We start from the raw sequence: 20,521 nt of genomic DNA, 5'->3' as shown, positions 1-20,521 counted from the left end.
CAAAACCAACACTAAATGTTGATAACATCATCTTACATCACTCTCACATTTTCCACAAGCTCTATTGTTGCACCGAATGACTATTATTTCAACTCGGAAGATAAATGCCTATCACTCATGCGTTTTCATCGCATATATTGTTGATAATAAAAAAAGTTTCCTTGAGGAAAGAAAGGAATGATTCGTTTGAAGAAGCCACTTGATTCTTGTTTTAATAAGCTTGCTGGTTATACTCTGCTATGCCAGAAGTTCGGATTGCTAAGCGAACAGGAAAGTAAAGATATTATACAGAAATTATCACAGCTGCGTTAGTAACGATCTTTCCGTTTATTCAAAAGGAAGGGTAATGCTAAACAATGCACCTGCATCAGTTTAGCGCTTCAATAGTTCCATGGTGTTTTTCTACAATCGTTTTTGTAATGGAGAGCCCGATACCTGATCCTGATTGATCTCCTGTATAAAATCGTTCGAATATTTTATCGGTGTCATCTCAGAATCCAGGACCATCATCCTGAATCTGAATAGAGACGAGCTGATCTTCCAACTTCAGCGAAACATGTATATATGATGTCGCAAATCGGATCGCATTAGCTAGCATATTAATTAAAGCCTGTTTCATTTTATCCAACAATGTACGAAGAAATTTGAAAAGACTATGTGAAAATGATGGGAATTAGAGTGATTTATTCTTTAGTTGTTCAATAATGCTTTCATCAAGACTTCGAACATGCAAATCTCTCTGAGGAAACGGGATTTCGACTCCGTTTTCTTCAAAGATTCGATTCAAGCGAAAATTGAGATTGCTCTTCGTTTCCACAACAGCCTTTGGTGAAGAAATCCAAATGAACAGTTGAAAATCAAGGGAAGAATCTCCGAAACCAAAGAAATTGACAAAAGGTTCAGGAGTTTCAAGCACATACATAGATTGTTCCTTCTCCTGATCTGCAACAGTCAGAAGAAGAGTTCTAACAAGCTCCACATCTGAACCGTATGCCACTCCAATTGGAACAACCAGCCTCAGTTTCGAATCTCCATAGGAGTGATTAACAACCTGTTCTTCTATAAAGTACGAATTTGGCATAATAATCCGCTCATTATCAAGCGTACGGATAATCGTTGCTCGCATGTTAATCTTCTCAACATCACCGATTATATCGTTAATAATCACTCGATCTCCTACTTTAATTGGTCTTTCAAACAAAATGATTAAGCCAGAAATGAAATTATTTGCAATATTCTGCATCCCAAATCCAATCCCAACTCCAAGCACACCTGCAAAAACAGTTAGCGCACTGAGATCCAGACCTACCGTTGTTAAACTAATTACAACTGCAATCACCATCAACGTGTAGTGAAAAATACGGTTAAACGTAAATTGTAGTCCAGTATCAAGACTATATCGATCATACAGTGGGGGCATCAGAAACGAAGTGAAAATTTTTGAAAGACGATTCGCCAATGTAATGATAAATAACGCAATTAGAATAAGAAACAATGAGATTTCAACACTACCGATAGAAAATAGCTGCTGAAACATCCATTTTGTATCTGAAAAATAAAAAAGAACAAAAAGTAGAATAGCGTAGACAGTTGTCCAATTCAGGAATGAAAGAAACGCAGGTTTTATGGCTTTTGGATACCTTTCTTCTTCACCTTTTCCTGTTAGCCATAGTTTTATCATAAATCTCAGGAGATAAAGACCGAAGATCACGAGAGCAGTAATCAGAATATCTCTGGTGAGCGAATTCCCCATGAATGAAAGCAAAACGTGCAACCCCTTTTCGAATCAGTTACCTTTTATCATACCATTTCTGTGTAACCACTTTCGTACTAATTCCGTCTAATAAGAGAAGGTCCAGGGGGTTAAAACATGCGCAAACGGTTCATCTTTCTCATATGTGGCATTCTTCTAACATCAGGTTGCAGTTCAAATGAAGACCTGTCTTCGAAAAGTGAGGCAGACACGGGGTCTATTACCGATACAACGGACAACAAAGTGGATGATGTGGAGAATCCAGACGAAAACGAAATATCCTCTTCTAACGGAAGTTCTGATTTGTCTCTATCGCAAGAACGCAAAGTAATCTTTAACGCAAACTTGTCATTAACTGTAGAGGATCTCCCGCAGGCTATTGATAAACTTAACCAGTTCACTAACTCATTTAAAGGCTACATCGTCGAGGCGAGCACCTATACGGAAGATGAAACCGTAATTGCATCAATGACTGTTCGAATTCCTCAGAATAAGTTTAATTCGTTCCTAGATAAAGCGGAAGCGATCGGAAAAGGAACGCCACAAAAATCGATTACAGGATCTGACGTAACGGAAGAATACATTGACTTTACTTCAAGACTGAAAGCAAAGGAAACGGTGAGGAAAAGGCTTGAGGATTTTCTTAAAGAAGCCTGAGAAAACAGATGACCTCCTTGCTATATCTAATGATCTTTCACACGTCCAAGAAGAAATTGAACAGCTTAAAGGACGTATGAACTATTTAGATAACCAAAGTGAATTCTCAACGGTAATAATCTCTATTGCACAGAAGAAAATTACCGTACCCTCTATTAGTAACAAGGAATTAAACACACTGACTGAAGCTAAGGAGAACTTCAAATGGCATAATCATCTTCTTCTCAATAGCCGTTGTATATCTTATTGGCCTGTCTCCTGGCATTCTTCCATTACATGCAGTCGTTCTCTTCTTCATCTTTCGCCATAGAAAACAACCAAAAAAGCCGATCAGATTTCCTGATCGGCTTTTGTTAGGCAGCTACATCTCGCTTCGTAAACAGTAGCCAGGATAACAATATAAATATGACAAAATAAATAGTCAGTGTAACAAGTGAGAAGCCAAGCGTCATACTTTCGACGATTGGGGAGCCATCAAAGTAAACACTTAAATCAGTATTTGCAAAGAGAATATATTTTACCCAATCATATTGACTCAATACAAACGTTAACTGACTTCCTGTAAACATTAAGAAAATGGAAAGACCAATTGCAAGGGAAGAGCTTCTGAAAATGCTAGACAGCATGAAAGCGAACGTTACCATCATTAAAAGATTCACACTGGCAAGTGCATATTCCACAATATAATGAACGGCCATGCTTGTTTCAGATACTTCTCCACCAGAATACGTAAGGTATGGCTGATCAATCGAATCAAACCCTAGTAAGAGACCACCGATCACAAATGATGAAACATAAAGAATGACAAGGGAAAAGAGAGCAAAGATCAACGTAGCAATAAATTTTGAAGCAAGAATTTTTGTGCGCGTCGCGGGCCTAATAAGCAATAATTTAATCGTTCCCCAGGAAAATTCACTCGCTATGATCCCGGCCCCAATAATTATAGTAAAAATGGCAATGAGGCTTACAATACCTGTCGAGTTATCCATAAAGCTCCAGAGTGAGTCGCTTGCTAGAGGTGGAAGGTCCTGTGCCAACCTGTATTCATTGATTGCAATTGTACGTTCTTGAATATCTCTAAATGCTTTTGGCATCCCTTCAGAGTCCTGCAACGTTTGTTCTGACTGTTGAATGGAATTTTGTGCCTGTGTGCGCCATTCTGTTGAATTATCGCTTCCGTTCATATTTGTAAAAATAGCTGTTATAAGAACCGCTATAACTACCAGGCTCAACATGACCCATGTACCAACCCTGCGATAGATTTTCATGTTTTCATTCTGGATAAGATTCATTAGATTAGACAACCTGCTCACCTCCTGTTACTTCCAGGAATACGTCTTCTAGAGTTTTAACCGATGTTTGAATGCCATAAATTCGAATTCCTTTTTCAACGAGCTTAGTTGTAACGTCTGGAATAAACTCATGCTCTATTTTCATTGTTAACTTACCGTTCTCTTGCTGAATCTCATTTTCCGGAAATGCCGCTTTAATCGCTTTGACAGCATGTCCGACTGGGTCAACTTCAAATGAAACCATGATGGCTTTATCCTTCTGTATGAAATCATTCACCTTTTGCACATCCACCATTTTCCCGCTCTGAATAATACCAACACGATCACACATTAATTCTATTTCAGACAGCAAATGGCTTGAGACAACCACAGCTACATTCTCTTCTCTCGCAAGTGTTCTTAAATACTGTCTGATTTCTCGAATTCCTGCTGGATCAAGACCATTTGTTGGCTCATCTAGAATTAGTAGTTTCGGTCGATGGAGAAGCGCCTGAGCAAGCCCAAGCCTTTGTCTCATACCAAGAGAATAGCCTTTCACTTTGTCATTGATTCGATCTTCAAGACCAACCAGTTTAATCACTTCATCGATTCGATCTTTCGAAATTCCTTTCATCATACGTGAATAATGAAGCAGGTTTTGATAACCTGAAAGGAATTTATACATTTCTGGATTTTCAACAATCGCACCAACTTTAACGATCGCGTCCTCAAAGTCTGTTTTGATGCTCGTTCCATCAATCAGCACTTCACCTTCTGTCATTTTCATTAAGCCAACCATCATCCGAATCGTAGTTGTTTTCCCCGCACCATTAGGTCCTAAGAATCCGAATACTTCACCTGGGTACACATCAAAAGATAAGCGGTCGATAATCGTTTTCTTTCCGATTACTTTCGTTAAATCACGAATCTGCACTATTGGTTCTGTTGCCATTTGCACACCTCTTCCTCCTTACTATAAATACACTTTATCCATTCTACTACTCTTATACGATTTCGCTCGCGAATAGTTTCAACGTTCTCCATCGCAAATATTTTTCCATTGCGAATCGCAATAAGAGTTGTGCCATCGAACAATGGACTGAACCAGCTGCTTGAAACTATTCACATGAAATTTACAGTAGAGTACGACTAACTTATATCGAAAAAAATGATAAAGGATAATTCCTGAAAATTATGATCCATATGGACATGAGTTACGTTAGCTATGTAAGATTAGTATGAGAAGAGGATTAGAGCATGCATCTGAAACGAAAAAAGAGGTGAAGAAAGTTGAGGAAAGTTATGCTACTCATCGTTGGGGTCATTATCTGGCTTGTGCTAGCGGGTTATAATAACAATTTCGCTGCAGATCCTGCTGTACCAGCAGACGAGCCTGTTGAATCACAGACACAGTTAGAGTTAGAACCTGAAAAAGAACTTGAGGAAGTGAAAAAGCCTGACACCCTTTCTGATGAAATAGATGCGCAGAAAGATAAAATTAAAGCAGCTAAGGATGCCGAGAAGGATACTGAGGAAGGAATTGTTCCTGTTAAAATCGATATACCAGCCATTGATGTTTCAGCAAATATTGAAAATGTAGGTGTGTTAGAGAACGGACAGATGGGGGTTCCATCAAATATTGACGATGTTGGTTGGTTTGAGCCTGGCTATAAACCCGGTACTACCGGAAATGCTGTTCTAGCAGGACACGTTGACAGTAAAACGGGACCGGCTATTTTCTTCTATCTTGATCAACTTTCAGAAGGTAATGAAATCATTCTGACTGATAAAGATGGCAAAACACTCACGTTCGTGGTGAAAGGAATGAAAGCTATCCTTATACAAACTCCCCAATCGAGAAAATTTTCGGACCAACTGACACAAAGAACTTAAATCTGATTACGTGTGCCGGCACATTCAACCGGTCCAAAGGTACACATGAAGAAAGACTTGTTATATTTACTGAGTTAAAAGAAGATGCAAGCGAGAAAGACAAAGAACTGACTGTCGATCCGAACGAAATTCCAGATGCTCCAACGAACCTTAGTGTAAGTGGTAATTTCTTATCATGGCATGCTGTCCGCGATGAGAATGTCGTCGGTTACCGCATTTATAAAGCAGATGAGAACGGCTCATTCAAACAAGTTGAAAGCATCTCAAGCATCGAGCGTAAAAGTTACTCTGATGAGGCTGCCTCCACATCTTCTTACCACGTTACAGCAGTAGACATTTTTGGAAACGAATCTGCCGCATCAAAGAAATACATCTCTGAAAAATAGAAAAAGCACAGCTGGGTCAATTCCAGCTGTGCTTTTTCCTTTCTAGCTTGCACGTTTCATTTCAGCTTCGGCCAGGTAACGATCAAAGTAATCGTCCGTTTCACTTTTAATCACCTTATGAAGTAGCAAGAGGGCGATTAAGTTTGGAATCATCATAAGGGCATTAGCCATATCTGCAAAAGCCCAGACGGTTGTCAGATTTGCTATTGTTCCTACAAAACATGCTAGAACATAAATTGCTCCATAATACACCGTTACTTTTGTTCCGACAAGATATTCGAAACACTTATAGCCATACACATACCAGCCAATAATGGTCGAAAATCCGAAGAAGATCACAGAGAACGTAACGATATATTCTCCAATGATTCCAAGACTCGAGCCAAACGCCGCTGTCGTTAGTGCACCTGCTTCAAGACTGGCATCGTGAGCAACTCCTGAGAGCTCTCCTCCTGTCGGGTCCCAAAACCCTGTCATCAGAAGAACCAGCCCTGTCATCGTACAGACAATAATCGTTACAATAAACGTACCAGTCATGGCGACAAGCGCCTGTCTCACAGGATGTTCTGCTTTTGCATTACCAGCAATAAGCGCAGCTGTACCGAGACCAGCTTCGTTTGAGAAAATCCCTTTCGACACACCTGATTTTACGGCTTCCATCACAATAACTCCTGAAAACCCTCCAACTGCTGATAGTGGAGTAAAGGCATATGTAAAAATTAATTTTAACGAGGGAATAACAGCATCGATGTTGATCACAATGATGATAATTGCTCCAATGATATATAACACTGCCATGATCGGAACAAAAAAACTAGCGACAGAGCTAATACGCTTTACACCACCAAAGATAATGAGCGAGGTAAGCGCTGCTAGAATAGCTCCAGTTACCCATCCATCAATTTGAAAGCTTTCATCCACCACACTTGCGATCGTATTGGATTGAACACTGTTACCAATTCCAAGCGAAGCGATCGCTCCAAACAGGGCAAAAGAAATTGCTAGCCATTTCCATTTAGGACCAAGCCCTCTCTCCACGTAATACATTGGCCCACCTGCGAATTCGCCATTATCGTTTTTAACACGGTATTTCATAGCTAAAAGCGCTTCTCCATATTTTGTTGCCATTCCTACAAGTCCAACAATCCACATCCAGAAGATTGCTCCTGGACCACCGATTGTAATAGCAGTAGCAACACCCGCAATATTACCATTCCCAATGGTAGCCGCAAGTGCCGTCATTAACGCTTTGTAGTTACTTACATCTCCTTCAGCACTACTGTCTTCTTCCTTTTCTTTTGAGAAAGCAAGCTTGAACGCATAACCCAGCTTTCGAAACTGCAGTCCTTTCAGTATCAGGGTAAGGAATACACCGGTTCCAAACAAAAGAATAAGGCTCGGCGCCCCCCATAGAATTCCATTAATTTTCTCAAGCCATTCTAAGATGTTCATTCTCTCTCTACTCCTTTATGTGTTAACGCTTTCATCGCTCTACCACACTATCATGTGAATCCATTCTTCGCAATTTAAATTTAACAAAATGATGAATTAGTCACTATTCCGTTTTACTATAAATCTGCTCCAAATACAATTAGTAACTTTCACCATAAAAAAGAAAGGCTCAATAGGTTTAATTGAGCCCCTCTTAAGATCTGTTTTACTTTTTATAGTTGTCCTAGTGCGTCACTAATTTTGTGATCACCGTTCAGAATTTCAAATGTGCGATGAAATGTGTTTTCATTTTCAAGGATTTCAGTCAGAACAGCTGCAACATCTTCACGTGGAATTTGACCGGATTTATCATCCAGTGAGGTTGCTGCTCTAATCTGTCCTGTTCCTGGATCATTTGAAAGACGTCCTGGACGAAGGATTGTATAGTTTAAATTAGTTGCTTTTAAATGCTCATCCGCACGTTTTTTAGCATATAAGTACGGCTTCATGTTGTCAGGTCCCAGCTCAGGATTGTCAGATCCGACCGTGCTTAACATAACAAAGCGTTTAATACCCTGTTGCTTCGCTTCATCTATTGCTTTAATTGCACCTTCCTGATCAATCATAATCGTTTTATCGGCTCCGGTGTGAGGACCCGAACCAGCCGCAAAAATAACAGCTTCACAACCATATAAGGCTTGAGAAAAATCTTTTTCAAGATCACCAAGCACTGTTTTGCCGCCAGCATCTTCTATCGTTTTCACCTGATCCGTATCTCTTATCATTCCAACTGGTTCATGGCCACGTTCAGCCAGAGATTTTATCACATGTGTTCCAACTTGTCCGTTTGCTCCGATAACTAGTACTTTCATCTCTATCTTCCTCCTTTAAAAACCTTAACACGTGTTATATTCCGCAAAATGGAATAGTTAAACCCATGAATGTTCAAGTTTGTTAAACCCATACCTGATTTCTTCCATTATCCTTTGCTTTGTATAACTGTTGATCTGCTCTCTCAATCGCTTCCATAATTGATTCACCTGGGGTTAGTTCAGCAAGGCCGATCGAAATCGATACGTCTTTAATCACATCACCAGCTTCCGTTGTAAATGTGTGGCGACTTAGGGCGGATTGAAGGTCTTTCATTTTATCGATCGCTTCAGATTTTTTATCGATATCAATCAAAACGATGAACTCTTCTCCCCCATAACGACCTATAACCCATGATTTGTCCTGTTTTAATAGAAAATGCGCAAACTCAGCAAGCACGCGGTCGCCATTTAAATGACCGTACGTATCGTTGATCACTTTAAAATAATCTAGATCAAGCATGGCGACTATTCTAGTAACTGACCCTTCTCGCTCATCAACCTGTTTAAGAAAGCTTCGAACATTAAGGAGACCTGTTAGAGAGTCATGCTCTGCATAGAAACGAAGCTGTTCACTCATCTCCAGATTCTTAGTGCTTGTGTGTATAAAAAAATACATGATTATTGCCGAAAGCTGGAACGATAGAAAACGGAGAGCAAAGGCTGAAACCATATGCTCATTTCCTGAAGCAACTAGCACAAGCATTACATCAGAAATGAACCAGACGACAGTGAAATATACGAATAGATTAAGATAGGAGAGCTTCTCCATTATTTTCTGCCTGAAAAGTAAGGTAACGATAGATGGGATAATGATTGTAAAAAGTATTTCAACCACTATTTCTTCTCCAGGAAAGATGAATCGCGCCAAAGTAACCATCATTATCACAGGAAAACCATAGTTAAAGCCATGATAGATCAGCAGGAAGACCAGCGGAATCGTTCTTAAATCAAAGGAATAACTGTTGATCGTGACAGGAAGCATATAAAGAATAATGATACCTACCGTAACAATTAGTATGTGTATCACCGCAACAAAAGTAGCGGGCACACGATTTCGAAATGCCAGGTAGTAATTGCTTTGTATACAAAGATGCATAAATAAAAGAATTGCAAAGTTTGCAAGTAAAGACTGCAACATGATCGTCACTTCCAATATGTATTTTTCCTTAACTCTATCTATCATCAAATGACAGACTTATACTCATCTTAGCATCATTAGAAAATGGTGGGAGTTAAATACAATAAAAAAAGGAGAGTTATCTCCTTTTTTTTACTCATCATAGTCAATTTTCAAACCTTCTACATGCTTACGGTTCATAAGTTTCTTCTTCTTTCTATTTTCAACAGATTCAAACAAAATATCGAAATCATAGTTTTCTGGATACAGTTCGATTGCAGGTAATAAAAGCTTTAAACGTTTAACATGTATCGTTTCTTTCTTTCCATCTATCATAACTATGACATTTCCAAAATCATCTACAGGTTTATAGACGATCCCTTTTCGATCCACTGAAGGAATCAGAATGCTATCTCCAATCGAATAGTCTTCGAATAATTTCTCCCCTCCAACCTTTTTCTTAACCTGTGGTCTTACAACCTTTTTACTCTGAAACTGTTGTTCGTAGTCCCACACACGCTCTTCTAGGCCTCTGTAAGTTTCATGCTCCTTGTACGTAATTTCATGAGCTCGCTCAATAATAGTAGGATGCATTCCAAGCCTTAGAGCTATAGCAAAGGCCTGACTCTCACCGGGAATTCCCATACGAAGTCTGAAAGTAGGGCTTAAAGAATCTGGATCAAACTCCATTGACGCATTCTCAAAATCTGGATGAGCTGAAGCAAAATTCTTCATTTCACTATAATGAGTCGTAGATAGAATGGTTGCCCGAAGACGATTCAAATGTTCAAGAATCGAGACAGCAATCCCCATCCCTTCACCAGGATCCGTGCCGGAACCAAGTTCATCTAGAATAACAAGTGAATCAGATCCCGTTTCTTTTAAGATCGATATAATATTGGAGATACGAGATGAGAATGTACTGAGCGACTGCTCAATGCTCTGTCCATCCCCAATATCAACAAGAATCGAACTGAACAAACCAAAGACTGAGGTTTCATCTGCTGGGATGTGCAATCCACACTGTACCATCATCGCAAGAAGACCAACCGTTTTAATAGCGACGGTTTTCCCACCGGTATTCGGTCCAGTAATCACAAGGCCTTTATAGGTGGTTCCAAGCTCAACTGAAAGCGGTACGGCATTTTCTGAAAGCAATGGATGTCGACCATTCACGACTGAAATCATTGGCTGAGTGGATAATTGAACTTTATTTCCCTCAATCGCTGCACTATATTTTGCTTTGGCAAATATAAAATCATAGTGCGTCATGGTTTCAATGTTAATCGAAAGTTCTTGTTCATAACGCTCTATCTCTCCAGTCAATTTACTTAAAATTCGCTGCTCTTCAAGGTACTCATCTGCTTTTAATTCATTGAGCTCAACCTGGACTTTTCGTACTTCCTCCGGCTCGATATAAACTGTTGATCCACTTGATGATTGGTCATGCACTATTCCTTTTATCTGCTTACGGTATTCCTTTTTAACGGCAACGACATAATGACCATTTCGATCACTTATGATCGCATCCTGTAACGCCTTTCTTTTTGAAGGTGATCGTAATAGTTGATTTAATTTCTCTTTCACTCGATCTTCATAAATGGCTATTTTCTTTCTTATTCTCCCGAGTTCTTTGCTTGCCCCGTCGTCAATTTCACCATTTCGAATGGCACTTTTCAGATCCTCTTCTAGTTCATTCAGATCATAAAGAGACAGCACATAGCTTGAAACGGTTGGAGCAAGCCACTCTTTTCCAACCATAAACTGTTTCATTTTCCGACCACTTTCAATTAACTCTAGAACTGTTACAAGTTGATCCGGCCGTAAAGCAACACCTTTATTTAATTGCTTCATCACTTGAAGAATGCCGTGAAGACCATGAAGCGGTACACTTGAGATTTTCTTTACAATTGCCTTTGCTTCTGAAGTTTCATTTAATCGATTTTCCACTACCATTAAATCAACAGACGGGGTAAGGGTCTGAATATCTCGTTTTGCTTCTTCTGATAGCGCGTAATGTGCTATCGCCTCTCTTATTTTATCAAATTCTAATGCCTTTATCGTTTGTGTATTCATTGTTCTTCCTCCTTCGATTTTTGGTCGTTCTGTTTATTAATAAGGTTTTAACAATCAGCATGAACGCACTTCCTTTTGAAATTGAATTAACCTGGACTCATAAAAAAAGAGCCTCAAATGAACACAGGTTCATCCGAAGCTCTACTTGTAAATGGGTAGACTGATTCACTTAGTGCATGCCCTAAAAAGCATACAAAAAGCTGCGCACAGAGCGCAGCTGGAATGGTCGTCTTTCTTCATTCATGAGCTTATCTGTGTTCTTAACTAATTCGACAGAAGGGCATGCTTAAATAAACATGTGATTTTCCATTTTAAACCATCTGTCTATTAAATTACGTTAGTTAAGAATCACCGATAACATAAACTTTTCCCCTTTTTATTTTCAGGTTATCGTTATTATAATGTATGCTCTCTATCACATCAAGTGCAATCACTAAAATCCGAAAAACGGGAACAAATCTGTTATGCCAAGCAGTGAGAGCTCCTGAGCCAGTTATTTCGTGAGTTGATCAACTCTTTCTTACTTGGACTAAGTCTCACCAGTTTTTCCATCCATCTTTCCACTAATTTTCATACATCTCGACAGTATTTTCAAAAGTTTATTTTGTATTATAAAGGTTTTTGTGATAATTTGTTAGAATATTTAGTATTAACTTACATAAAGGAGGAGTTTGTATTGGAAGCAGCATTAAGTACTATTAGTGGATTAGTGTGGGGGTGGCCACTGCTCATTCTACTCGTTGGGACGGGTATCTACCTTACCGTGCGCCTTGGATTTCTTCAATTCACCATGCTTCCATATGCATTGAAGCAAGCTTTCACGAAGAACCAGGACAAAACGTCTGAAGGGGATATTTCTCACTTCCAGGCTCTAATGACTGCCCTTGCTGCTACAATCGGTACCGGTAATATCGCCGGTGTTGCTACAGCTGTTTTTGTTGGTGGCCCTGGAGCAGTTCTATGGATGTGGATTAGTGCCCTGTTTGGAATGGCTACAAAATATGCAGAAGCGATCCTTGCTGTAAAGTATCGCTCAGTTAACTCAAAGGGCGAAATGTCCGGGGGACCTATGTACTATCTTGATAAGGGTCTTAACATGAAATGGCTAGGGATGATTTTTGCTTTCTTTGGTGCATTTGCAGCGTTCGGTATAGGAAACATGGTGCAATCAAACTCTGTTGCTGATGCTGTCGCTACATTTGGAATCGCACCGTGGATTACGGGTCTAGTGCTTATGTTCTTTACTGGACTTGTTATTCTTGGAGGTATTAAAAGCATCGGACGTGTTACAGCGTATTTCGTTCCGATCATGGCACTCTTTTATGTGATTGGCGGCTTAATTGTTATTTTCATGAATCTTAATTTAGTTCCCGCCGCAGTATCACTTATTTTCTCTGATGCCTTCACAGGTGAAGCGGTTGCTGGTGGTGCGATTGGTGCCGTTATCCGTTACGGTGTTGCGCGTGGTGTGTTCTCAAATGAAGCGGGTCTCGGATCTGCACCGATTGCAGCCGCTGCAGCAAGAACAGATTATCCAGGTCGTCAGGCACTCGTTTCAATGACTCAGGTATTTATTGATACGATTGTCGTTTGTTCGATTACTGGTATCGCGCTTGTTATGGGTGACCTCTACATGGGTGACTTAAATGGTGCGGCACTGACAACAGCAACGTTCGAAAAGTTCCTTGGTGTTCCTGGTGCACTTATCGTAACGATTGGCTTAATCTTATTCGCTTATTCAACGGTACTCGGCTGGTCCTACTATGGTGAAAAATGCTTCTCGTATCTCTTCGGAGACGCCTCTATTAAGTACTATCGCTTTGTATTTGTGCTTGCTGTTTTTGTAGGAACGACATTGAAGTTGAACGTTGTTTGGCTATTAGCCGATATCTTCAATGGTCTTATGGCGCTGCCAAACTTAATCGGTCTTCTTGGTCTTTCAGGTGTCGTAGTCGCTGAGACGAAACGATTTATGGTGAAAGTGAAGGAAGAAAAACGCGAAGCCCATTCGAGGGGAGTTTCAAATTAACATTACTGCTGTTTATAGAAAGGCACACACAAAGATACGCAGGGTTTTAACTACCTGCGTATCTTTTTATATTTATATTTGTATTAGACAGTCCTTTTTGAAATCATTCCTTCAATAATCCATTCTCGACCAACCAATCATGAGCCACACCAGAGACACTATTTCCTTCAATATCCACTTAATTCACGCATAATGTCACTGTTTAATTTTTCAGCTAATTCTGCAGTGATACCTTTTATTTCGGGATATTTCTCGCAAACCTTTTTATTAATACTGACCGCTGCACGATAGGGTGGAAAGAAATTTTCGTCATCTTTAAGCGTTACAAGGTTATAGTCTACGATCGTCGCATCGGTTTCAAAGGCAACAGATACGTCTACCTGTCTATTATGTAGTGCCCTTTGCGTTTAGCCAAGGTCCATTTGTTTTATTTGACTAGAATCAAATTCAAAACCATACATATTCTCAACGCCAGGCAACCCATCGGGTCGGTTGGCAAATTCGGCGTCAGAGGCCATCATGAGAGAACCAGGGTTGTCATTAACATATGCAGCTAAATCACTGATTGATTGAATGCCTAATTCTTTTGCCTGATCTTTGTTCATCGCGAGTGCGTATGTGTTATTGACATTCGACATATTCATCCAGTGGATGCCTTGTTTCGCATCTATTTCTTTCACCTTCTGAAAGGCTTTTTCAGGATCAGAAATGGGTTCTTCCACCCATATAAGTAATGAGGGCAGTACCCGTATATTCCCACATCATATCGACCTGGTTATTTTCCAACGCTTTACGAACAACCGTACTTCCATGATTATTCATTTGCTTTACTTTAAAACCTTCTTCTTTTAAAAGAAATGCGGTCATTTCAGAAAGTAAGTATTGTTCTGTAAAGTTCTTACCTCCAACAGAGATCTGCTTCCCTCCATACGAGCAAGAGGTCAGCACAGAGAGTATAGCTATAATACTTATCCAAGTGAGCAATCTTTTTCTCATAAAAAACACCTCCTGGCGATCGATTACGTTTCTTGTGAGGGCCTTGAACCTTTTGGCACGATAAGACGCTCTAGTAATCGAAGTAAATAATCAACAAAAACAGCTAGTAACGTGACGGGAATGGCACCTGAAATTAAATAGCCATTATCAAACAATTGGATACCCGTGAAAATCCAGACCCCGAGTCCACCTCCGCCTACTACATAAGCTAGAGCAGTTGTTCCAATATTTAATACGACTGCTGTGCGAATCCCAGCCAGAATGGAGTAAGCGGCATTAGGTAATTCAATTCGGAAGAGAATTTAGATCGGCTTCATTCCCATTCCTTTAGCAGCATCAATCAGGTTCTCATCAATGGAATCAATCCCTGCCACTGTGTTGCGATACATTTGCAAGAGCGAATAAATAAACAAGGCGAATATTGCTGTTTTAAATCCAATCCCCAATATGCTGATCATCAGTGCAAGAACGGCTAGACTCGGAATTGTTTGCACGAAGTTCACTGTATTTGAAACAATCCACTCTGCTCTCCGAAAGCTTCTTCGTGTAACCAGTATCCCAACTGGCACCGCAATGATCACTGCTAACAACGAGGAAACAAGCACGAGTTGCATATGCTGCTTTAATAAATGAAGAAACGTATTAGATTGACTGAAAATGTAGTTAAAGTAGTCGTTTCGAATGGCCCAAAAGAAGAATAAAATGACTAGACGAAATAGCGAACAATACGACTAATCATCTTTTTTGTATTCATGAAATCATCCTTTCTGAACCAGAGTAGGCTTCGCTTTAATTTCAAAATGGAGGTACTTTTGAACAAGATCAATTGTGATCGCACCAAGCTTATTTCCATCATGATCGCTTTCAATGACTTGTTCTGCTTCTTGATTTAGAAGCATAGATAAGGTATTTCGCAAATCATGATGAACATTAATGGTCTTTGTGTCTGTGATCGTTTCATCAAACTCTACAAGACCAATAATCTCCTGAAGATCTTTAATGGTATGTAAGCTTAAGCTTTTAATGGCACGGTCCTTTCCAAAAAACTCCCTAACGAAATCATTCTTAGGACGGACGAGCATTTCTGAAGGAGTATCATATTGCATCACTTCTCCATCACGTAAAAGCACTATTTTATCTGCCATTTTGATAGCTTCATCAATGTCATGACTCACAAAGAGGATCGTTTTCTTAACTTCTTTTTGAATTTGGAGAAATTCATCTTGGATCTTTTCACGGATAATTGGGTCGAGTGCTCCAAAAGGTTCATAACAGGTGGATCTGCTGCCAATGCTCGAATAACTCCAATTCTCTGTTGCTGTCCTCCTGATAATTCATGAGGGTACCGTTTACCAAATTCCTCACCAGATAAACCAATCATTTCCATTAGCTTATTAAAACGTGTCTTTTTTTCTTTTTTATTCCATCCTAATAGGTCAGGAACAATCATGACATTTTCTTCAATAGTCATATTCGGGAATAATCCATTGCTTTGGATGACATATCCTATTTGTCTTCTTAATTCAATTTGATCTAATGCCATCGAATCCTGGCCATCAATCATGATTTTTCCTTTAGAAATAGTCTCGAGTCGGTTAACCATTCTAAGTAGAGTTGTTTTCCCGCAGCCAGAAGGTCCCAGCAGCACAACAATTTGACCTTCTTCAACGGTGAAATCAACTCCTTTAACGGCTGTTACATCGCCTTCATATGTTTTGGTTGTTTGATCAAATGTAATCATCTTTTCACCTCTTTACTTAATTCGCAATACTCTTTGGTGTATAACGTTTTTGAATCCATAATAGAATTCCATCTGCGATCATAGCAAGATTGGCGACAGCCACCGATCCGCTAATGATTAAATAATTATCTCCTCGCGAGATGCCTTGAGTAATTAATACACCAAGACCCCCCGCCCCGATATAAGCTGCGATAACTCCTATTCCAATATTCAACACCACAGCAGTCCGAATTCCAGCCATAATAATCGGGAATGAATTTGGAATCTCTACACGCAACAGACGCTGATGAGTTTTCATCCCGACTCCCTTTGCTGCATCTCTCATCTCTGGACTAACATTTCTAATAGCTGTATATGTATTTCGTATAATAGGGAGCTGTGAATAAAGAACTAACGCTACAAATGCTGGGACAAATCCAATCCCCTGATTGATAATTGAAAAGACTGGAATCATCACCCCGAATAAAGCAATACTCGGGATTGTTAACATAACAGAGGCGATTTGTAATACCGTTTCAGCTAGATAATCATTTGTCGTTAAGTAAATTCCAAGGGGAACCCCAATTAACAGTGCAACTATAATCGCTAATCCGACTAAAACTGCGTGCTCAACAGTGAGATCTACAATTCGCGAGGCATTTACCTCGAGAAACTTAATCCAGTTTTCCATGAAATCCTCCTCTAAACGTAATCCTCACAATCATTCGGTTTAGTATAACCATGTGATGATCTGCCAGCATTCTAACGAAAAGGATACCTCTGTGCTAAAGAAATAATACAAATCACAGTAAATCCATAATAATAAAAAAAAGAACCCGGAGGTTCCGGATTCTTTTGGTGAGTGATTACATTTTCATAAAACACCATTTAGTATATGTATAGTGTGAGCAATGCGACTGACACTCCAATGAAACCACAAAATAAGCTATATGGGAGGTTTTTCAGCACAATTTTATAAGGATTCATTTTTAAACCTACAGACGTAATGGTTACAATGAGTCCATAAGGTGCAGACGGAACAGTGGCTATAGCGCAACTCGCCAGGAGTACAGTTAATGTCACAGAAGGCAGGACTCCCATGAGAAGTTCGCTAATACCTCCAAAGATTCCCATTGTCGCAAGTGGATGAACGCCTAATAAAGTCATAATCAGAAATGCTGCTTGAATAAAGAGCATGATATAAACGGGATGACCTTCTAACGCAACGATTGGATCCTGCAAATATTGCAAGTACGGCGAAGCATTCAAAGTTTGAGTAAGAAATGATAGAGATAACAATAGAACGATGAAATTATTTAAATGGTTCGTTTGTCTCTTCCAGGTTGGCCATCCAATTCGCAAAAAGCTTCTCTTCCGATTCATTAGAATCGCCCATGTAAACGCAAAAGGGAAAATCGCAACCGTTACCGCAAATAAAAAATTGAACTGGATCACATTAGCAAGGAAAACCACAACCATTAAAAATAGGACAAGTGCGATGATAAATTCTACTAATTTCTTTTTGTTTTCCCCTGCACGCTTCGTTGTTGTCTTATGCTCTTCGACGTCGTGGTTTCGAAAAATCACTTTGCCGATACTCGCATCCAAGATGAAGCCGAGTAGAGCAACAAGCAGCATCCATGGTAAAACTTCTAAATAATTCGCATCCGTAATAAAGATAGACGTTGCTAATAAAATCTCCAAGGGACTCCAGAGCAATGCAAGGGAATATCCTCTAAGAGTAGATCTTGAAATAAAGCTATTTCTCACTTTTGTTTTCACTTTCTTCAATTGACTTTTTAACAGGTCTTGAGAAATGGTGGCCGAAGATAAATTCAAAAAAGCGGCCAGAGAAACCATTGTCACTTCACTTCTTACGTAAAGAGAACCCATCCCTTTAACATTCCCACCAAGCAACGATTGAAGCAATTTATTGTACCTTCCTGCCTTCACGACAGTATTCATCCATGGAAGCATCGACAAAAGCAGAAGTAAACCTATATTTCCAGCGAAGAAAGAAGGTATGACATTGACAGATACATCACTCGAAATAAAGAAGAAAACCCCTGCCGCTAAAAGGATGATTCCAAGTATTTTAAAAACGCGATCCGCTCCAGGAAAGTTAATCACGACCATGATGATTCCTAGCGCGCCAATCACTGAATAAAGAACAGGATTAGCCCAAAATACATGAATCACATTTAATAAAAAAACGAACGAATAAAAAATATATAAGTGATTCGAAACGAATGAATTACGCAAAATCAGACTCCAATCCATAGGCAAACGTACAATCCAATTCTTGTCACCTTAAATTTAAGTTTAATGACGTTCATCTACTTCTTTTGTTGTTTCTAAAACAAATAATATGTCCTTATATTAACATATCTATCCAATCATACATGATAAAACAAACAGTTCAAAATTGGACTGTTTGCGTATCTCATTAAGAGCTCTCTTCTAATTGAAACTGCTGGTGTGCAAGCTCTTTATAGAGTCGACTTTCTTGCATAAGTTCTTCATGTGATCCCTTACCTGACACAGCGCCATTTTCCATAACAAGAATTTGATCGGCATGAACGACTGTTGAGAGTCGATGGGCGATAACGATTGTTGTTCTGTCCTTCATCAGATTATTCAATGCTCGTTGAACCTGAACCTCTGACGTGCTATCAAGACTGGACGTCGCTTCATCTAATAATAAAATATACGGGTTCCTCACAATCGCTCTTGCAATCGCAATCCGCTGTCTCTGGCCTCCTGATAGCTTGATTCCTCTTTCACCGATTTCTGTTTCAAAACCAGCAGGAAGATCAAGAATAAATGGAAGCGCGTATGCCTGCCGAGCAGCAGCGTGTAATTCTTCATCTGAAACATTTTCTTCTAAGCCGTAAAGGATATTCTCTTTAATTGTCCCTCCAATTAGCGGACTCTCCTGTGACACATAACCAATTTGTTTCCGCCATGACGTGAGTGAGAAATCATAAACATCCTTTCCACCAAGCATAATCATTCCTTTTTGCGGCTTATAGAAGCGCTCAATTAATGAAAAAGTTGTTGTTTTCCCACTTCCGCTTGGTCCGACAATCGCCGTGACCTTACCAGGAGGTATATCAAATGAGGCCCCTTTAAGAACAGGCTCTTTCCCATAAGAAAAATCAACTTCTTTAAATACTAATGGGTGAGCTGGATTTAAAACGTCCTCGCCGATTGATCGTTCTTCACTCTCATGGTGAAGAAGAAATTGAAGGCGTTCGGTAGCACCCATCGCTTTCTGGATCGCGGTTAAAAAGCGAGCCATTGAGCTAAAGGGAATGATAATCTGGAAAAGATAGAGAAGGAAGGCGACAAGCTCGCCTGCCGATAGTTCTCCAGTTGAAACGCGGACACCTCCATAACCTACAATAATGACTAGAACTCCCATTAACAGTAACGTCATGAGCGGCATCAAGAGGGCATAGATTTTGGCTTCCTTCATGCTGTATGAAAAAACGTTTTTTATGCCATGCCTCCCCTTTTCCTCTTCCACATTCTCTGCCATTGAAAATTTAACGAGACGAACTTCAGAGAGCACTTGAGTGATCGTTGCTGTGAATTTAGCCGTTTCTTCCTGAAGTCCTTTCGACACTTTATACATGCGTTTCCCAATGAAACGAATCCCAATCATCATAACCGGAACGACCGCAAGAAGAATGGCGGTTAGTTTCCAGTCTAAATAAAGAAGAATACCGATTGAACCAACTATTGAAAGTGTACTAGTAAGCAAATTAATTAAATGGTTAGAGACGAGATCCTTAATCACTCCCGTATCATTCACAATTCGACTCGTCGTATCGCCAACACGATTGCTATCAAAGTACGCTACCTGAAGGGATAATACCTTACTCATCAATCGTTCACGGAGACGCGCTACCACTGTTTCTCCAATATAGAGAAGGAGATACATCGAGAGACCAGAAAAGATCGCCTGAACGATAAATGCCGTAATTAATAAGGCGATTACTCCTGATGAAAGGGTACTAGTCGAGAGTTGATCCACTAAATTCTTTGTAAAGAAGGGAACAATCAGCCCAGCTACTGTACCAACCACACTCATAAAAATAGCAATAAACACAAGAAGCTTTGATGGTTTTGTGTCCCGAATTAAACTGGCAAGATCACGCCAGTTCATTTTCTTGTCCTGGACGTTTGTTTTCTCATCCATATTTTCAACCCCTTTTGTAACCCCTTCTAGTATAGCGTGAAATCGCAGTGAATGAATCAGGTATTGCTCTACAAAATGGTAAAAAACCTTTAATTTGGGAAAATTATTCATAAGAC

Annotated in this window: 18 protein-coding genes and 3 pseudogenes; 5 read left to right on the top strand and 16 right to left on the bottom strand. The window is 39.7% G+C overall.

The window, feature by feature from the left end:
• Positions 1 to 177 precede the first annotated feature (177 nt).
• Entirely contained in the window at positions 178 to 312 is a 135-nt protein-coding gene (locus tag ABFG93_RS15350) for a hypothetical protein (RefSeq protein ID WP_347548892.1), read from the top strand.
• Positions 313 to 367: 55 nt separating this feature from the next.
• Here ABFG93_RS15350 and ABFG93_RS23130 read toward each other — a convergent pair.
• Both ABFG93_RS23130 and ABFG93_RS15345 read right to left on the bottom strand, forming a co-directional pair.
• Positions 368 to 598: pseudogene (locus ABFG93_RS23130) on the bottom strand (sensor histidine kinase).
• 75 nt (positions 599 to 673) lie between these two features.
• Positions 674 to 1,765: a mechanosensitive ion channel family protein gene (locus ABFG93_RS15345; protein ID WP_347548891.1), complete on the bottom strand. Its 1,092-nt coding sequence runs from the start codon at positions 1,763 to 1,765 to the stop codon at positions 674 to 676.
• Positions 1,766 to 1,870: 105 nt separating this feature from the next.
• On the opposite strand from ABFG93_RS15345, the gene ABFG93_RS15340 reads away from it, so the two are divergent.
• Both ABFG93_RS15340 and ABFG93_RS15335 read left to right on the top strand, forming a co-directional pair.
• Positions 1,871 to 2,410, top strand: a complete 540-nt coding sequence (locus ABFG93_RS15340; protein WP_347548890.1) for a DUF4349 domain-containing protein — start codon at positions 1,871 to 1,873, stop codon at positions 2,408 to 2,410.
• The gene (locus tag ABFG93_RS15335) at positions 2,385 to 2,720 is read left to right on the top strand and encodes a DUF4349 domain-containing protein (RefSeq protein WP_347548889.1); all 336 of its coding nucleotides are present in this window, start codon (positions 2,385 to 2,387) and stop codon (positions 2,718 to 2,720) included. Before ABFG93_RS15340 ends, ABFG93_RS15335 begins: the two co-directional genes overlap by 26 nt.
• Positions 2,721 to 2,763: 43 nt before the next feature.
• On the opposite strand, the gene ABFG93_RS15330 is transcribed toward ABFG93_RS15335, so the two are convergent.
• On the bottom strand, positions 2,764 to 3,723 hold the full coding sequence (locus tag ABFG93_RS15330; protein WP_347548888.1) for an ABC transporter permease: 960 nt from the start codon (positions 3,721 to 3,723) through the stop codon (positions 2,764 to 2,766).
• The gene (locus ABFG93_RS15325; protein WP_347552862.1) at positions 3,707 to 4,633 is read right to left on the bottom strand and encodes an ABC transporter ATP-binding protein; all 927 of its coding nucleotides are present in this window, start codon (positions 4,631 to 4,633) and stop codon (positions 3,707 to 3,709) included. Before ABFG93_RS15325 ends, ABFG93_RS15330 begins: the two co-directional genes overlap by 17 nt.
• A 338-nt stretch (positions 4,634 to 4,971) precedes the next feature.
• On the opposite strand from ABFG93_RS15325, the gene ABFG93_RS15320 reads away from it, so the two are divergent.
• Positions 4,972 to 5,574, top strand: a complete 603-nt coding sequence (locus ABFG93_RS15320; protein WP_347548887.1) for a class F sortase — start codon at positions 4,972 to 4,974, stop codon at positions 5,572 to 5,574.
• 428 nt (positions 5,575 to 6,002) lie between these two features.
• Here the strand turns inward: ABFG93_RS15320 and ABFG93_RS15315 are convergent, their stop codons facing one another.
• The 4 genes from ABFG93_RS15315 to ABFG93_RS15300 all read right to left on the bottom strand — a co-directional run bounded on the left by ABFG93_RS15315 (position 6,003) and on the right by ABFG93_RS15300 (position 11,456).
• Positions 6,003 to 7,412 carry an alanine/glycine:cation symporter family protein gene (locus ABFG93_RS15315; RefSeq protein ID WP_347548886.1) on the bottom strand — a complete coding sequence of 470 codons (1,410 nt, stop codon included), beginning with the start codon at positions 7,410 to 7,412 and terminating at the stop codon, positions 6,003 to 6,005.
• A gap of 212 nt (positions 7,413 to 7,624) precedes the next feature.
• On the bottom strand, positions 7,625 to 8,263 hold the full coding sequence (locus ABFG93_RS15310) for an SDR family oxidoreductase (RefSeq protein ID WP_347548885.1): 639 nt from the start codon (positions 8,261 to 8,263) through the stop codon (positions 7,625 to 7,627).
• A gap of 82 nt (positions 8,264 to 8,345) precedes the next feature.
• Positions 8,346 to 9,410: a GGDEF domain-containing protein gene (locus ABFG93_RS15305; protein WP_347552861.1), complete on the bottom strand. Its 1,065-nt coding sequence runs from the start codon at positions 9,408 to 9,410 to the stop codon at positions 8,346 to 8,348.
• A gap of 123 nt (positions 9,411 to 9,533) precedes the next feature.
• Positions 9,534 to 11,456 carry an endonuclease MutS2 gene (locus tag ABFG93_RS15300; RefSeq protein WP_347548884.1) on the bottom strand — a complete coding sequence of 641 codons (1,923 nt, stop codon included), beginning with the start codon at positions 11,454 to 11,456 and terminating at the stop codon, positions 9,534 to 9,536.
• Between the two features lie 676 nt (positions 11,457 to 12,132).
• Between ABFG93_RS15300 and ABFG93_RS15295 the strand changes: the two genes are divergently transcribed.
• On the top strand, positions 12,133 to 13,485 hold the full coding sequence (locus tag ABFG93_RS15295) for an alanine/glycine:cation symporter family protein (protein ID WP_347548883.1): 1,353 nt from the start codon (positions 12,133 to 12,135) through the stop codon (positions 13,483 to 13,485).
• A 167-nt stretch (positions 13,486 to 13,652) separates the two neighbouring features.
• Here the strand turns inward: ABFG93_RS15295 and ABFG93_RS15290 are convergent.
• The 8 genes and pseudogenes from ABFG93_RS15290 to ABFG93_RS15255 all read right to left on the bottom strand — a co-directional run bounded on the left by ABFG93_RS15290 (position 13,653) and on the right by ABFG93_RS15255 (position 20,405).
• Positions 13,653 to 14,123, bottom strand: a pseudogene (locus ABFG93_RS15290) (glycine betaine ABC transporter substrate-binding protein).
• A gap of 64 nt (positions 14,124 to 14,187) precedes the next feature.
• On the bottom strand, positions 14,188 to 14,481 hold the full coding sequence (locus ABFG93_RS15285; RefSeq protein ID WP_347548882.1) for a glycine betaine ABC transporter substrate-binding protein: 294 nt from the start codon (positions 14,479 to 14,481) through the stop codon (positions 14,188 to 14,190).
• A 23-nt stretch (positions 14,482 to 14,504) separates the two neighbouring features.
• Positions 14,505 to 15,095, bottom strand: a pseudogene (locus ABFG93_RS15280) (ABC transporter permease).
• Positions 15,096 to 15,239: 144 nt separating this feature from the next.
• Positions 15,240 to 15,626, bottom strand: a complete 387-nt coding sequence (locus ABFG93_RS15275; protein ID WP_347548881.1) for a hypothetical protein — start codon at positions 15,624 to 15,626, stop codon at positions 15,240 to 15,242.
• A 26-nt stretch (positions 15,627 to 15,652) separates the two neighbouring features.
• On the bottom strand, positions 15,653 to 16,222 hold the full coding sequence (locus tag ABFG93_RS15270) for an ATP-binding cassette domain-containing protein (protein ID WP_347548880.1): 570 nt from the start codon (positions 16,220 to 16,222) through the stop codon (positions 15,653 to 15,655).
• Between the two features lie 16 nt (positions 16,223 to 16,238).
• Entirely contained in the window at positions 16,239 to 16,892 is a 654-nt protein-coding gene (locus ABFG93_RS15265; protein WP_347548879.1) for an ABC transporter permease, read from the bottom strand.
• A 197-nt stretch (positions 16,893 to 17,089) separates the two neighbouring features.
• Positions 17,090 to 18,463, bottom strand: coding sequence for a hypothetical protein (locus ABFG93_RS15260; protein ID WP_347548878.1), 1,374 nt, complete (start codon positions 18,461 to 18,463; stop codon positions 17,090 to 17,092).
• Positions 18,464 to 18,647: 184 nt separating this feature from the next.
• On the bottom strand, positions 18,648 to 20,405 hold the full coding sequence (locus ABFG93_RS15255) for an ABC transporter ATP-binding protein (RefSeq protein WP_347548877.1): 1,758 nt from the start codon (positions 20,403 to 20,405) through the stop codon (positions 18,648 to 18,650).
• Positions 20,406 to 20,521 lie beyond the last annotated feature (116 nt).

Source organism: Pseudalkalibacillus hwajinpoensis (genome assembly GCF_039851965.1).
GTDB classification, from domain to species: Bacteria; Bacillota; Bacilli; order Bacillales; family Guptibacillaceae; genus Guptibacillus; species Guptibacillus hwajinpoensis_E.
This window is presented reverse-complemented; position numbering and strand designations above follow the sequence as displayed.